This is a genomic window from Halobacteriovorax sp. GB3, from assembly GCF_028649655.1.
Taxonomy (GTDB): Bacteria; Bdellovibrionota; Bacteriovoracia; order Bacteriovoracales; family Bacteriovoracaceae; genus BSW11-IV.
The window spans coordinates 923,101-938,636 of the sequence record NZ_JAQSLN010000001.1; the positions used below are offsets into that span (position 1 = coordinate 923,101).

At 38.1% G+C, this 15,536-nt stretch carries 12 protein-coding genes; 9 read left to right on the forward strand and 3 right to left on the reverse strand.

Annotated features, from left to right (window positions below; translation table 11 throughout):
- The first annotated feature begins 105 nt into the window (after positions 1 to 105).
- Positions 106 to 1,263, forward strand: a complete 1,158-nt coding sequence (locus tag HBN50_RS04430) for a response regulator (protein ID WP_273868258.1) — start codon at positions 106 to 108, stop codon at positions 1,261 to 1,263.
- On the opposite strand, the gene HBN50_RS04435 is transcribed toward HBN50_RS04430, so the two are convergent.
- On the reverse strand, positions 1,247 to 2,497 hold the full coding sequence (locus HBN50_RS04435) for a CinA family nicotinamide mononucleotide deamidase-related protein (protein WP_273868260.1): 1,251 nt from the start codon (positions 2,495 to 2,497) through the stop codon (positions 1,247 to 1,249). The two genes, HBN50_RS04430 and HBN50_RS04435, sit on opposite strands and share 17 nt — an antisense overlap.
- 102 nt (positions 2,498 to 2,599) lie before the next feature.
- On the opposite strand from HBN50_RS04435, the gene HBN50_RS04440 reads away from it, so the two are divergent.
- On the forward strand, positions 2,600 to 4,156 hold the full coding sequence (locus tag HBN50_RS04440; protein WP_273868261.1) for an NAD(P)/FAD-dependent oxidoreductase: 1,557 nt from the start codon (positions 2,600 to 2,602) through the stop codon (positions 4,154 to 4,156).
- An 11-nt stretch (positions 4,157 to 4,167) separates the two neighbouring features.
- On the opposite strand, the gene HBN50_RS04445 is transcribed toward HBN50_RS04440, so the two are convergent.
- On the reverse strand, positions 4,168 to 4,518 hold the full coding sequence (locus HBN50_RS04445; protein WP_273868262.1) for a hypothetical protein: 351 nt from the start codon (positions 4,516 to 4,518) through the stop codon (positions 4,168 to 4,170).
- A 201-nt stretch (positions 4,519 to 4,719) separates the two neighbouring features.
- Between HBN50_RS04445 and HBN50_RS04450 the strand changes: the two genes are divergently transcribed.
- The 7 genes from HBN50_RS04450 to HBN50_RS04480 all read left to right on the forward strand — a co-directional run bounded on the left by HBN50_RS04450 (position 4,720) and on the right by HBN50_RS04480 (position 14,686).
- Positions 4,720 to 5,823 (forward strand): hypothetical protein, encoded by a 1,104-nt coding sequence (locus HBN50_RS04450; protein ID WP_273868263.1) that lies wholly within the window; start codon positions 4,720 to 4,722, stop codon positions 5,821 to 5,823.
- A 66-nt stretch (positions 5,824 to 5,889) separates the two neighbouring features.
- Positions 5,890 to 7,035 carry a hypothetical protein gene (locus HBN50_RS04455; RefSeq protein WP_273868264.1) on the forward strand — a complete coding sequence of 382 codons (1,146 nt, stop codon included), beginning with the start codon at positions 5,890 to 5,892 and terminating at the stop codon, positions 7,033 to 7,035.
- Positions 7,036 to 7,206: 171 nt separating this feature from the next.
- Positions 7,207 to 8,625, forward strand: coding sequence for a phytoene desaturase family protein (locus HBN50_RS04460; RefSeq protein ID WP_273868265.1), 1,419 nt, complete (start codon positions 7,207 to 7,209; stop codon positions 8,623 to 8,625).
- Between the two features lie 11 nt (positions 8,626 to 8,636).
- Positions 8,637 to 9,377 (forward strand): SDR family oxidoreductase, encoded by a 741-nt coding sequence (locus tag HBN50_RS04465; RefSeq protein WP_273868266.1) that lies wholly within the window; start codon positions 8,637 to 8,639, stop codon positions 9,375 to 9,377.
- The gene (gene fabZ, locus HBN50_RS04470) at positions 9,377 to 9,799 is read left to right on the forward strand and encodes a 3-hydroxyacyl-ACP dehydratase FabZ (RefSeq protein ID WP_273868267.1); all 423 of its coding nucleotides are present in this window, start codon (positions 9,377 to 9,379) and stop codon (positions 9,797 to 9,799) included. Before HBN50_RS04465 ends, fabZ begins: the two co-directional genes overlap by 1 nt.
- Positions 9,800 to 9,802: 3 nt before the next feature.
- Entirely contained in the window at positions 9,803 to 10,597 is a 795-nt protein-coding gene (locus HBN50_RS04475; RefSeq protein WP_273868268.1) for an enoyl-ACP reductase FabI, read from the forward strand.
- Positions 10,598 to 10,846: 249 nt separating this feature from the next.
- Positions 10,847 to 14,686 carry a GLUG motif-containing protein gene (locus HBN50_RS04480; protein ID WP_273868269.1) on the forward strand — a complete coding sequence of 1,280 codons (3,840 nt, stop codon included), beginning with the start codon at positions 10,847 to 10,849 and terminating at the stop codon, positions 14,684 to 14,686.
- 31 nt (positions 14,687 to 14,717) lie between these two features.
- Here the strand turns inward: HBN50_RS04480 and HBN50_RS04485 are convergent, their stop codons facing one another.
- A complete protein-coding gene (locus tag HBN50_RS04485; protein ID WP_273868271.1) occupies positions 14,718 to 15,452 on the reverse strand; it encodes a glutathione peroxidase in 735 nt (244 codons plus the stop codon).
- Positions 15,453 to 15,536 lie beyond the last annotated feature (84 nt).

The window sequence follows — 15,536 nt, forward strand, 5'->3', positions numbered from 1 at the left end:
GTGTCATTTTCGAGAGAAAATCGCCTTTTCTTTGGCAAAAATTAAAGGCAATGACGGAGAAGAGTTCAGTAAAATGATATAAGTGACCAATGAGGAGAGTCTGCCATGAGTGAATTTGATTTAAATATAGAGCAGTTGCGCGAGGAATATCTAGCAACTATTGATGAAGACCTTGGCTCTGTTGAGCATATTATCGTCTCACTTGAGCACTCAAAAAAAGTACTCGATGATGTGAGACAAGTGTTTCGTGTTGTTCATTCTATCAAAGGAGGAGCGGGCTCATATAATCTACTTATTCTCTCTTCTATTTGTCATCGCTTCGAAGACTATATTTCAAGTTTTGATGATCAAATGGAGATCAATGCTTTTATTGATCAATCTCTTAAGTATATTGATCTTTTAAAAAATTGTACTCACGATTATGAGACGGGAAAAAAAGATCTTGATAAGTATATTTCTTATCTCGATGGAATGGGTCCTTCTCGTGAAGGAGAAGAGGTTAGTGCTGGACATGTATTGATTGTTGATACGACAAAGAGTATTCCAAAGATTTTCAAGCGTGCTCTTAAATCAATGAACCTTGAAATCTCACAGACTGACGATGGGCTAGAAGCCTTTAGAAGACTTGTTAGTGAGAGATTTGATGCTTTAGTGACAAGTGTTAATGTGAATACACTCGATGGTCTTTCTGTTATTAGTGCCCTTAAAACGACGAATAATATCAATAAAAAGATTCCAACAATTGCCCTTTCTGCAAATGATAATATCAATTTAGATGATCTGCCATTTAGGCCAGATCACTTTGTTGTAAAAGACGGTGCACTTGCCACTAATGCCAAAAGGATTATGGATTCAATTTTTAATGAACAATCGCAACAAGTTAGTGGCATTAAAAATATTCTCTATGTTGAAGATGATCCAAGAATTCAAAAGATAGTAAACCTTTCACTTCAAAAATATGGGCAGTGCGAACTATCTCTGGCAAATGATGAACAAGAGGCCTTTTCTCAAATTGAGAAGGTGATGCCCGATCTTATTTTGATGGACAATTATTTAAAAGAAACGACGGGAATTGAAGTTTTTAAAAAACTTGCAAAAGATGACCGTTATAAAAATATTCCTGTGATCTTTCTTACAGCAACGGTCGCTGATATTAAACTTGATGAATTAAAGAAAATTGGCCCAGCGATGGGAATCATAGCTAAGCCAATTAATATAAAAAGTCTTTCAAGTGAAATAAGAACAATTATGAATTCTCGATAAGTTTTAATAGTCGATAGAGTCCTGCTTGGGAAAAGCGGGACTTCAGCTTTAGGCGGTCGCCGTGAAAATTCAAAACTTCACTCGTATCACCACGTTTCGAGCTTAGTCCTATGGCAACAGTTCCAACTGGCTTGTAATCACTTCCGCCCCCTGGTCCTGCAATTCCAGTAAAGGAAACAGCAATATCAGTTTTCATGACTTCTCTAGCTCCCATTGCCATTTCTAGAGCTGTTTGTTTTGAAACGGCACCAAAGTCTATGAGTGTTTGTTCTTTCACTCCAAGAATATTGGTTTTAACACTATTGGCATAGGCGATAACACTTCCAATAAAAACAGAAGATGAGCCGGCCACATCTGTTAGGCGAGAAGCACTAAGTCCGCCAGTGCATGATTCAGCTAGTGAGATCGTTAGATTCTTTTCTTTGGCCTTTTGTACAATTAGCTCTGGTAGTGAAAGAAGACCGTATTGCCAAATACTTTCTTTAAGAGGTGTGTTTTCAACGATTCTCTTGATCTGTTCTTTCTTCTCTTGTGTTTTTTCATTCTTTTCAAGAACGATGGTTAGATCCACTCCCATTAATTGGGGAAGGCTTGCAAGTTTTCCAAAGGCCTCTAACTTTTCCCAAAGTCCTGGGCAAAGTTCAAAAAAGATTTTTTCTTCAGGAATACCGAATGTGCGAATATTGAAAATTTCAAAATCTGAATTTTCAACTTTCATATTGGTAAGAAGATAGGGAAGAAAGACCTTGGAGAACATTTCCTGAAATTCTCGGGGAACTCCTGGTGCACTCATAAAGACTTTATTTTCACTTTTTTGATACACCAAGCCTGGAGCGATCCCATTTGGGTTTTCAGTTGTTATAAAATCCTCTGGAATGAGACGATAATCATTGCTCATCGGGTCCCACTCTTTTCCAAAGCGCTCATAATGTTTTTTAACGATTTCAATTGTCTTTTGACATTCAACCAAATTCTTTCCGTGGTATTTGGCCATGATCTCTTTTGTAAGATCATCTTTCGTTGGGCCGATCCCTCCGGTCGTTAAGATTATATCTGAACACTCTTCAAGGTCTTTGATGGCCCTTAGCATCTCATCTTCACGATCTCTTACAAAACTGACTTTATTCAGTCTAAAGGGAGTCTTTGCCAGATAGCCCGTTAGCCAAGCTGCATTTAAGTCTTTGATTTTTCCATTTAAGATTTCATCACCAATGACGAGAAGACCAATGTTCATTGTATTTTGCCTTTTATCTAAGTATAGAGAATTCTTGTAAAAAATTATACTCGACCAAATAGTTTTGGCCAAGAGAAAGGTTCTAACTTATAAATTTTGCCTATGAGTACGAAAATTCAATTTATTTTAGATTACGATGCAGATCTCGACGCTTACTTAAAAAGCCGTCATCCCGATATGGTCGATTATCGCATTTTATCCAAGGCCCTTGATGCTAGGGGAGCTAATCGCGGTAAAGTGCCACGATATAACTATCATATCGAGATCATTAAGCCCGGTGAGCGTTTCAGTGCCTATCGAGAAGAGTTTCGCGATCTTGGTTCTTTTAAACAAAAACCAGTTATTGTTGGAGCCGGACCTGGGGGTCTTTTCTGTGCTCTTCGCTTATCGGAGTATGGAATCCCTAGTGTTCTCATTGAGAGAGGAGAGAGGGCCCATAATCGTATGAAGCATATTGCTAGATTTTGGCGATATGGTGAATTTGATACAGAAAATAATGTTTGTTACGGAGAAGGGGGAGCGGGGCTTTTTTCTGATGGAAAGCTTATTACTCGCGTAAAATCTCCTTACGTACAATATGTTATGAATCGTCTTGTTGATTTTGGTGCACCAGAAGAGACGGCCTATCTTTCAAATCCGCACCTAGGGTCGAATAAGATTCGTGGGCTTATTACTCAGATTACGGATGAACTTTTAAGGCGTGGCTGTGAGATTCATTACAATACACGTGTTGATGAACTTCTTTATAGTTCTGATAATTCGAAAATCGAGGGTGTTCTTTTAGATAATGGAAAGAAGATCTATAGTAATGATGTGATTCTAGCAACAGGGCATTCCGCTAAAGAAGTTTATTCTCATTTAAAAGATCGCAATGTTTCGATGAAGGCCAAAAGCTTTGCCGTAGGTGTTCGTATCGAACATCCGCGTGAGCTTATTGATAAAATTCAATATGGTGATTACGCTTGTGAATTAGGGGCCGCTCGCTATCGCTTAAGTTACGAGGATCGCTCTTCACACAAGGGGACTTATAGTTTCTGTATGTGTCCTGGTGGTTATGTTCTCTCTTCTGGAACTGATGCGAACGGAATTGTTGTCAATGGAATGAGTAACTATGCTCGAAATTCAAGGTGGTCAAACTCTGCACTCGTTGTTTCAGTTGAGGCAGGAGTTGATTTTGGCCTAGACGATGTTCTTGAAGGGCATTATTTTCAACAAAGTATTGAAAAGAAGGCCTATGAGGCATCGATGTCAAAGGCCTCTGGAAAAGAAGTACCTGTTCAGACTTTAACAGATTTTCTCGATGATAAAATTGCAAGATCTGCGCTTCCTAAAACGTCATGTCCTTCAGGAATTTTTTCTGAAAGTATGAGAAATATTTTACCTGAGTTTATCACAAATCACTTAAGCAATGCGCTTAAAAAGTTTGATACTAAAATGCCTGGATTTGTTTCGAAAAATGCTCTTCTTCTTGCTCCTGAAACGAGAACAAGTGCACCAGTCACGATTGAAAGAGATCGAGAAACATTAGAGTCGACAAGTCACAAAGGATTGTATCCTTGTGGAGAAGGGGCCGGATATGCCGGGGGGATTACATCAGCTGCTGTTGACGGTGTTAAAATAGCGATGAGTATGATTAAAAAATATAAAGGTGAGCTCTAATCTCACCTTTTTTAATCTTCACCTCTAAACCAAGAGCGAATATTTCCATTACAATCAAGACTCAATCCTTCCCAGCACTGAGCTCCCGGAGCACAGTAGTATTCAAGAAAACTTCCCGTTCTAAAAAGTTGAGTTCTTTCAAAGTAGCGAGTAAAACTTAGCGCTCTTTCAAATTTTTCTTCACTTACACATTCGTTTTCAGAAGACTCACTTGAAAGGCAAAGAGTGTACTTACTAAGGGCGGCCTCTCTTAGAATTTCTCTTGCCTGGTCGATTTCCATGCACTGAGTGCTTGGAAAGGGGAAAGAGAGTTGGCCTGCATAACTAGAAAGGGAGAGAAGGGATAGCATAAAGAATTTCATTTTCTGTCTCACAAATATTTACTGGTAAAGTTAAAGCGTTTTATTTCTTATGACATAAGAAAAAAAGAACAGACAAGTTCGCCTCTTGTTATGAGTCTCTTTTTTAAAAGGAAATGTAACATTCAAACAAGCTCTTACATTGTGCGGTGTTTTTTACAGAGTTGCCTGTGCTTTTTACATCTTCACACTCATTGTGGACACATGAAAAAGCTAACAACACTTGTATTAACTTTTATTTCTTTAACAAATTTAACACACGCAAGCTCTTGCTCTGATGTTCGCCTCGATAAAAAGGATGGACCTCTTGCTGGAATTCCCGTTTACAATCAAAGCTATACGCCAACAACAGATTCTTCTATGTGTTACGCCTTTGCTGGTTCTCAATTTATTGATGCCATTCGTATCACTAATGGAGGGAGTAAAGATATTTGGACTTCTCCTGTCACGACTGCTCTTCAAACAAAGTTGCACCCTCTAACTCAGTGGGGAACTCCTCAACGTTTGATCTCTGAAATTTCAAGAGGTGCCGGAAGATCTGGTCTTGGCGTTGGAATGATTAATCGCATGTACGAACAATTAAAAAATGGCTATTCATGCGATAAAAAAACTCTAGAGGATATCGGTGGTATTAAAGATCCAAATGCCTTTTGGGAGTTATTCGTTCTTTCTCATAATGAATACGCCTATGGAGATGGCAATAAACATACCATCGTTGTAAAACTATCTGAATCTTTAAAAGAGCTAGGATTGAGTGAACATTTTCTAGGTCTTCTGAATGACTCTTTTCTTCATGATGTATTAACGACAAAGGGCTTCTATTTGAAAGAGAAGAAGGTTTATGATCTTCTTTGTGAAGATGCTAAAGAAAAGCTTTCTCTTCCTGAGATGGACTTTCATAATTTCATGCCTCTCGATGTTACAGATGATGAAACTGACGAAGAGTTTGAAAGTCGTTTTCAAGTTGCTCCAGTAAATCAAAATGTTCTCTCTCTTATTCACTCGGCATTAAATCGCAAGGCGCCTTATCCTGCACTCATCGATATTTGTTCTGAAGTTTTAACTGATCATAAAAATAGTTTCAAAGAGTCTCTACCGTCTTTTATCGGAAAGTGCTCGCCTCATACAGTTGTTGTTATTGGGAGAAAAGAAAACCCTAAAACAGGAAAATGTGAAATGCTCATAAGAAACTCTTGGGGTGCTTATCAAGACTACGATAAAGAGTGGGAGAGTGAAGCAAACGGTCAGGTCTGGATTCCTGAAGAAGATCTCTCGTCGAATGTCCTTAATGTTCTTTTAGCAAAATAGGCCCTTTTCATATGGGTGAACTTCCTTTATCGTTTTGTTTGAGTAGTCAAACAAAGGAAGTTCACCATGATGAAATACTTTTTTCAATCATTTCTTATTCTCACATTGGCCATCGAGGTCTCATCGGCCAAGGAGCTGACTCTCATTGCTAGAGCAAGCGAAAGAGACAGCTACAACCTGCCTTATACAAGTTACTTTCAAGATGTTACTCCTTTTCTTTCAAGTTCCGGTGATGTTTATGCCAAAGTTATCTTTTTAAATGGAAGCGCTTATCATCAAGGGATTTTCTTAAAAGAAAGTGGCAAAACTGAAGGGACTCTTATCTATACCGCACCTGAGGGGATTTATATTGGGGATCTTCATGTAAATGCCAATGACCTCATTACCTTTGCCACTCATGATGGTGGAAGTGCTGTTGGACTTTATACATTCGATCCTAAAAAATTAGTTTTAAAAACAATCATTGATGCAAGAAAAGAAAAAATCGATGGAATTTCTGATCCAACGATTGATAATGAAAACCGTATCATTACAAGAATTTTAACGAGAAAAGGGAAAAGAAGTATCATCCGTATTAGTGAGAATGATCGTGAGGTTCTCTATTCTGATGAAGAAAATGGAATGAGTTATATCTTTAGTCCTTATTCGAACCTATCGGGTGAGTTTGTATTTAAGGCCCGTTACGGTGAGCTTGGAAACTTTGGTGAAGAGAGACCTGATGCTCTTGTCACAAATAAGGGTAAAGTTGCCATTGATCGCGACAGTAAGAAAAGTTCGATCTTTCTTTCTTTTAGAAATACAGCTTCGCTTAATGACTTAGGAGAGATTGTCTTTGTAGCTATGAATGAATCAGGGAAACTTGGTGTCTATAGTTCTAAAAGAGAGGGAGCTCTGGTTTTAGAAGGTCAAAGTGGCGTTTCAAAAATTGAATATTTTCCACCACGAATTAATAACCTTGGGGAAATCGCTCTACGCTACAAAGATGAGCAGGGACGTACAAATATTGGACTTGTTACTTTGAGTGGAAAGTTAAAGAGTGCACTGAAGATTGGAGATCTCGTAGAGACGGATTATTTGACATCTGTGGTTAAGGAATTCCACGGTGGCGTGGCCATCGATGATCGTTCCAATGTGAGTTTTGTGACGACTCTCTTAGATAAAAACGAGACAGAGCTCCTAGGTCATGGTCTCTTTGTGGCATCTGATCTTTAAAACAAAAAAAATTATGGGACTTATGAGGCCTTTTGCGTAGTAAGTCCCTGAAAATAGATTACTTCTTCTCTCTTCTTTCTTTCACAATTAAACTGTGCACTGCGAATACTTCTTTTATCTCAATAAAGGTAGAATTGCTGCGTAAAATTTTGAAATTAAAGGGCTTTTCAAATGCTTTATAAAAAGAAAGACGTCATTACAAAAAAGTATGACGTAGTTGTTATTGGTTCTGGACTTGCTGGTCTGACGGCAGCAAATAAATTGGCAAAAAATGGAAGAAAGGTACTTCTTCTAGAATCTCATAATAAGCTCGGTGGGTTTGCAACTTGGTTTAAAAGAGCAAAGGGTGATCATATCTTTGATGTTAGTCTTCATGGCTTTCCTGTTGGGATGATTAAAACCTGTAAGAAGTATTGGTCTCGTGAAATTGCTTCAAAAATTGTTCAAGTTAAATCTGTTCGCATGATCAATCCGCAATTTAATATCGAAACGGATTTTACTAAAGAAGACTACAAAAGAATTTTAAGAGAGAAGTTTGAGTTAGATGAGCAGCTTGTTAAAGGTTTCTTTGAAGAACTCGCTAATATGAATTTCTATGATAACTCGCATATGACTAATAAAGAACTTTTTGAAAAGTTCTTTCCTGGGCGCAATGATGTTGTTCGTTTTCTTTTAGAGCCAATTGTCTATGCTAACGGATCTACTCTTGAAGATCCTGCCATTACTTATGGAATCGTTTTTTCAAATTTCATGAATAAAGGTGTCTACATCTTCAAAGGTGGAACAGATCAGTTAATTGGTATGATGAAAGATGAACTCATCGCTAATGGTGTTGATATCAAACTGCACTCATATGTAGATAAAATTGTTGTTGAACAAGGCAAGGTTTGTGGTGTTGAAGTCAAAGGTCATCGCATAGAGGCCGACTCTGTTGTTTCTAATGCCAATTTATATAATACGATTTTTAAGATGGCCGGTGAATCAAACTTTTCAAGTGAATACATCAAAGATATGAAGAAAGTTCGCCTAAACACTTCGAGCTGTCAGGTTTTTATGGGAATTAAAGAAGGCGAGAGCATTCCAGATATTGGAGAGCTTATCTTTACTTCAGAAGATGAAGATTTTAATACGGATCTCATTCTTTCACCAAAAGTAGGATCACAAACATTTTCAGTCTATTATCCAGAGATTCGCCCACAACGTCCTGAGCGCTATGCTGTTGTATCATCTTCAAATGCTCGCTATGAAGATTGGAAAGATCTCAGTGAAGAGGATTATAAAAAGCAAAAAGAGTACGTCACTCAAAGGGCGCTGGATGCTCTAGAGAAAATTGTTCCAGGAGTTAAAGATAAGATTGATTATGTTGATTGCTCAACTCCTTTAACTGTTGAGAAGTATACGCACCATCGTTTTGGTGCGAGTTTTGGGACAAAGTTTGAAGGGCTTGGAATTTCTCAAAATATGCACAAAGAAGTTGAAGGTCTTTTTCACTCTGGCTCTGTTGGAATTATCATGTCTGGATGGCTTGGGGCCGCAAATTATGGTGTCATTCAATCCCATGAAGTAGAAAATTATTTATCTAAATTATAACGAGGAAAAATATGTTTAATTTTGAAAATCAAAAAGTGATTGTAACGGGTGGAACGAGAGGAATCGGTAAGGGAATTACTGAGGCCTTCTTAAAAAGTGGTGCAACAGTGGTTGCGACTTATGCTTCAAATGATCAGGCGGCCAATGAGTTTAAAGAATCTCTAGGCGTTCTTTCAAAAAATCTCATTCTAAGTAAATTTGACGTATCAGATCCAAAGGCCGTTGAAGCCTTCTACCAAAACTTTGAAAAAGAATTTGGCGAACTTCACGTGCTGGTTAATAACTCTGGTATTCGTAAAGACAACCTCGCCATGATGATGAGCGATGAGGATTGGAATAAAGTCATTGATATCAACCTTTCAGGCTCATTTTATATGGCCAAGCATGCTCTTAAATTAATGATGAGTGGCCGTTATGGAAGAATTATCAATATGAGTTCTGTCGGTGGAACAATTGGTCTTTCTGGTCAGTCTAATTATGCGGCCTCAAAAGCGGCACAAGTGGCCATGAGTAAATCAATGGCAAAAGAAGTTGGTAAGAAGGGAATCACGGTAAATAACGTTTGTCCTGGTTTTATTGAAACAGAATTAATCGCCGATCTTCCTGCTGAGCAAGTTAAAGAATATAAAAAACAAGTTCCTCTAAGACGTTTTGGTAAAGTTGAAGATGTCGCTCATGCTGTACAATTTCTTGCTTCAAAAGAAGCATCTTACATCACTGGAACATCACTTGAAGTAACTGGTGGTCTTTAATGATTTTTTCAAAAGAAGAAGTAAAAAAGAGAATACCGCAAAGAGAGCCTTTTCTCTTTGTCGATAAAGTTATCGAATTAGAAAATAATAAAATTCAAACAGCACTCCAATTAACAGGTGATGAGGACTTTTTTAAAGGTCACTTTCCTGGTAATCCAATCATGCCAGGTGTTCTCATTCAAGAGGCCCTTTTTCAATCGGGAGCACTTCTTATGAGCTCTTCTGAAGGAGAGGGATTAGGTGTTGTCACAAAAGTTAGTAACGCTCGCTTTAAAACAATGGTTCGCCCTGGAGATGAACTTGTTATGGAAGTTGAGCTTGTTGATCAAATTGCCAATGCTTTCATGTTTAAAGGCAGAGCAAAGGTTGCTGGAAAAACGGCAGCAATGATTGAATTTACATGTGCGAAAGTTGAAGGATAGAAAATGGATTTTTTAAAAGTTAGTGGGAAGACATTTCTAATAACAGGTGTTTCAAATCGTAAGAGTGTTGCCTTTTTTAGTGCTAAAGTTCTTTCTGACTCAGGAGCGAAGTTAATTTTTACAGCGCAATCGGATGAACATTTCGCTCGCATTGAGAAGCTCTTTCCGGAGAGTGAAATTTTTATTCTCGATGTTGAAAATAAAGATCAAATTGAATCTCTTGGAATTAAGTTAAAAGAAAAAGATGTTCAATTACAGGGGATGCTTCATTCTATTGCTTTTGCAAATTTCTCTGAAGGGCCGAAGCCTTTTCATGAAACTAAACTTGAAGACTTTCAACAAGCAACAAATATTTCAAGCTTCTCACTTGTTAGTCTTTCAAATGCTTTAAAAGATGTCTTTTCTCAAGATGCCTCAGTCGTTACGATCTCTATTTCTGATACAAGAGCAACAAGTTACGGTTATATGGGACCAATTAAGGCCATGCTAGATGCAACTGTCGCTTATTTATCGAAATCTTTTTCACAGTTCTCTGAGGTACGCTTTAATGCCGTCTGTTCGGGACCACTAAAAACTTCCGCCAGTGCAGGGATTCCTGGTTATGTGAATAATTATCTCTTCGCTGAAAAGCTAACACTTAGAAAAAAAGCGCTGAAGACGACTGAAGTGGCCGATACTGTGGCCTTCTTATTAAGTGGTCGCTCAAGCGGTATCAATGCTACAGGAATTCTCGTTGATGCGGGAATGAGTTGTAACCATTTCGATCAGGATGTTGTTAATACGGTAGCGTCAAACTAAAGCAAAAAACTTCAATAATTGGCAGGATTTTGCCACGAAATCCTGTCGTTTTTTTCATCTTTCACCTTGTGTCCAAGATTCTTTTTATCTTAAATATCCTAACTAAGTACCTTGAATTAAATAGATTTTATAATCATTAAGAATGATTAACAATTTCAAAACTTATCGATTGTTATGCTGTCTTAAGAAAATGAATCATTCAGACGATAAGCCTGTGTCGATTAAGCTTATTGATAATAAGGTAACAGTATGAAATTTAGATGGTCATTAGTTTTCATTCTCTTTTTAATTGCTTCGTGTTCCGGAAAAAAGGAAACATCAAAGACTGAATTCTCCGTACGTCTTGGTGCTTTGACGGGAACTGCTAGTACTCACGCCCAAGGGGGCGCCATGCTTTATGGAACTTCTGCGAGTGGAAAGAAATTCGCTAGAAGGCTCGTTGCTGGCACTGAGCTTGTTATGGATCTCTCTATTGAGACATGGACCTTTAAAGGTGTCATGTGGGATGGTGCTGATTCAACAGGAACTAATGGGAATTTCTTAGGTAAGAGTCGCTGTGCTGTTAAAAGAGCTGACCTTGTAGAAGGGGAGCAAGAAGTTGTTCTAAACTTTAATGAATCGAATTGTCTGGCCAGTAGTTTTCAAGTTTCTGGAACGAGTACAATCTCAAAGCTTCCTGGTCTTAATGTCAACAGTTGTCGAAAATTAACAGATGTATCTGATGCTTTCTCGGTTTGTGACTCTAAAGAGAAAGGGTATTTTTCTTCTTTTCAAGTTCTTCTTATTCCATATCTCGATACTGAGGGAGTTCTTGTTGATAGACCTGAGAACGCTATTCGTTCTGGTTGTTATAGATTCTCTTCTAGAGATAACGGTCGTGCAGTTTTAGCTAATGCAAATACAAGCGCGAGTGGGTTAGCTGCTAGTTACCCAATGAATGGTGGAAATGTAGATTTTAGAACTATTGTTAGGGCCTATTATGGGAGTGAGGATTGTAATGATACAACTACTCTTGGCTTTAAAGATTACCTTTTTGAAAAGGGACTTATGGGTAGTGCACTAGAATCAAAAAGTTTCTACGACACATCTGCTGAAAACCTAAGTCTTTACCTGACAACTTCAATGGCCGAAGTTTGCCAAGCTCCAAGAAATAGAACTAATAACTTTGCCTTTGGTTCTACAAATACTTACTGGCATGGGCTTTGTAATGCTTCTCAATTTAATTTAATTCAAAATGTTCACTTAGATAAGAATTTCCTTCTTCTAAGTAACCTCGATTTTAGAAATTCTATTAATATTCCAAATCCAAAAGGACCTGTTCCAGCTTGTAGTGAATTAGGTGAGAGTATTATTCCAATTGGTGGTCTTTTATCTGATCATAGTGACTGTTCAAGTGCTCCGATTCAATCAGAGTCTGAAGTCGCAGGAGGCTCTATTTATAATGGAGTTCTCGAAGGGAATAATTTCAAAATGATCTCTACAATGATTGAAAGAGAAGAATTTGCCAAGTTAGGGCTAGTTCGTGAACTTGGTACTGCTGGAGAAGTTGTCAATCTAACGATTGAAAAAGGAAACTTCAACGGTGGTCAATATCTTGGCGCTATTGTTGGTAGAAACCATGGAACAGTTAAAAATGTTAAAGTCATTAAAACAAATGTAGAGTCTCGAAATAAGAATCAAAGTGGTACAGTCGTCGATTCTTATGTTGGTGGTATTGTTGGTGAGAACCTTGGGACTTTAGAGCGAGTTCAATTTATTCGCGGTGAAGTTAGTGGTGAGAACTCTCGAATCGGTGGAATTACTGGTTCGAACTCCGGAACAATACTAAAGTCTGTTGCAGATACTTACGTTAATAACGACTATTTTCAAAACGCTGATACAACTCAACTTTATCTAGGTGGAGTTGTTGGTTTTAATTCTGGTTCCGTAACTGAGGTTGTAGGCCGTGGTTATGTGAGTGGAAGTGGTCCTTCTGTTGGAGGTATTGCTGGTAAAGTTCAATCTGGTGGAACACTTAGAGATGCTTATTCTCAGGCCGCTGTTCACATCTCATCGAATGGAGCAAACTTTTCTTCATATAATCTTGGAGGAATTGTTGGTTTTAATGAAGATGCTAATGTGAGTAATGTCTATTTTGCGGGATCTGTTATGCACAATTGCTCTGCCAATGATACTACATGTATGATTGGGGAGATCTCTGGAAATAATCCTGCTAATAATGCAGCAAATGCTCACGCGATTTATCATTCTCTTGCTAATTTTGGTGGAAATAGAGGAACGGAAAAAACTGTTGCTGAAATGCGCGATACAAACAATATTCTTTCAACTGCCTTAGGCTTTGATGTTTCAACACCTATTTGGAGACACACCCTTGGTGACGTTCCAAGATTAAACTTTGAAGATCAAAACATATGTGAAATTTCATTAAATACTTCATCTTTTTCTAATCAGTCGGTCTCTGGTCGTGGAAGTGCAGATTCTCCTTACATCATTTGTCGTGAATCACAATTAGTGTCGATGAATACGATCACAGGGAATTTTAAATTAGGTGAGCATGTTGTTTTAAATGGAACTTATGGTGGATCAGTTATTGGACAGTTGAATGGAACTCTTGATGGTAATGATTTTCTTCTTCATGGTGCTAAAATCAATGTTGCTTCTTCTGGAAACCCTGTCGGTGTGATCGGGCAAGTAAATGCAAATGCAGTTCTAAAAAAGGTAAACTTCGCTAATAACTTAGTTAGTGCAACAACGGCTGATGCAACTGGAATTGTTGGACTTAATAGTGGTTCAATTGAAAGAGTCAATGTCGTTTCTTCTTTGGCCCAAGGTCAGAGTAATATTGGTCTTCTTGTGGGTCTCAATGATACTCAAGGGCGTATTACAAGAGTAAGAACTCATGGTCGTGTTTATGGTTTCAATGAAGTTGGCGGGGTTGTCGGTTTAAACCGTGGCCAAATGAGTCGAATTCGCTCTCATGCAGGATTTGTAAGTAACGCTTCTGAAACGAATACTTTTACAAACATTGGTGGAATTATTGGCCGAAATGATTCTGGATCATTAACTGAAGCCTCTTCTGAAATTCATTTCAATGTTAATACACAAGGTACTGTTACAAATATTGGTGGTGTCGTTGGTCAAAACTTTGCTGATATCACAGATGTACACGTTGCTCATTGGGCCGACTTAAGAGTTGGTGGGAATTCTGTAAATAGTTCTATTGGTGGTGTTGTCGGTAATCATGCTACAGGTGCTACGATGAATAGAGTTATTAGTTATATGAGTGTTGTTGAAAATCATGGTGATGCTAACCTTCCTGGTCCTGCAAGTGCGGGAGCAATAGTTGGGACATCTAACGGTACAATTAATAACGCTTACTTTACGAAACAAGCAAGCTCATCTACAAATTATTTTGCCAATGTTATTTCAACTTCTGATGCTATTCCAGGAATGTCGTGTAACCTACAAACAAATGGTACTGATCCATTCTCTGTACCAAGAAGTAAAATCACGGTACAAGATGGTGATAGCTTAGTTTTTGATTACGCGATTACTGATGTCTTAGACTCTTCAACAATCGAAATTGCCTACTCTGGTCAGTGTAGTGATTTTGAAAATAAAAATTTAAATATTGCATCAGTCGGATTATCAATGAACCCTAACATCCAAATGCAAGGATCATGGGACGCTGCTTCTGCTATTGGCACTCCAAGTGTTCAGTGGAGTCGTCGAAATATTATTTCTGCTGGAAATTATGCTGTCGATGGACTTGCTCAGTGGAATTTGAACGATACATTAGTTCTCTTTGTTCATAGCGATGGGACGACGATTGAAGCTTCCAGATGGACGCCATTTATGCAAACTCAACTTTCTGGTTCCCTTGGTATTTTGGCTACTCCTTTGGATTTGGATCTTACTAATTTAGCAAGTCTTAGTTTTGATATCGTCGAAGATAGAGAGGGGGGATCAGGATTTAATCGTATTGTTGATGCTTATCTCTATGAGTTAGAAAATGGTGAATTCCCTGATAATGCTCCAAAGTGGAGAATAGATACAGATAGAGCTCCTGAGCTTCTTTTAAGCTGGTAAATAACAAGGCCCTCAATATGAGGGCCTTTTTTTATTTCGCTAAGTACTTTTCTAATTTATCGGAACCACCAATAAGCTCTCCATCTATAAAGACTTGAGGAACTTTACTTTGGGCCGTGATTGAAAAAAGAGCACTATTACTCGTATCTTTTCCAAGGACAATTTCATTAAATTGAAGTCCATGGGCCTTAAGATCATCTTTTGCCTTGATACAATACGGACACCCAGGTCTTGTAAAAATCGAAATGGCCTTTGGTGGTTTTGCTCTTGGATTGAGGTGATTAAGCATCGTATCAGCATCTGAAACTTCGAATGGGTCACCTGGTTTATCTGGCTCGATAAACATCTTTGTGATCACACCATTTTCAACGAGCATCGAATAACGCCACGATCTTTTTCCAAAACCAATATCTGACTTATCAACAAGCATGCCCATCTTTTCACTAAATTGCCCATTTCCATCAGAGAGCATCATGATATTTTCAGCTTCCTGATCCTTTCCCCAGGACTCCATAACAAAGGGATCGTTAACAGAAAGGCAAATAATATGATCAACACCTTCTTTTTTAAAAGCGCTTGCTAACTCGTTATACCTTGGTAGGTGAGTCGAAGAGCACGTTGGTGTATAAGCACCAGGGAGTGCAAAGAGAACGACTTTTTTACCTTTAAAAAGATCAGTACTTGTTAGAGTTTTAAATTCACCACTTTCACGAATAATAAAATGTACTTCAGGAACATTCTGTCCTTCTTTATTCTCTAAACTCATATCTCCTCCTTTGAGTTTCAACTCATTCAATTTAACGAAGATTATCCTAAGGGGATAATCGAATTCTTCTATATTTTCATTGTT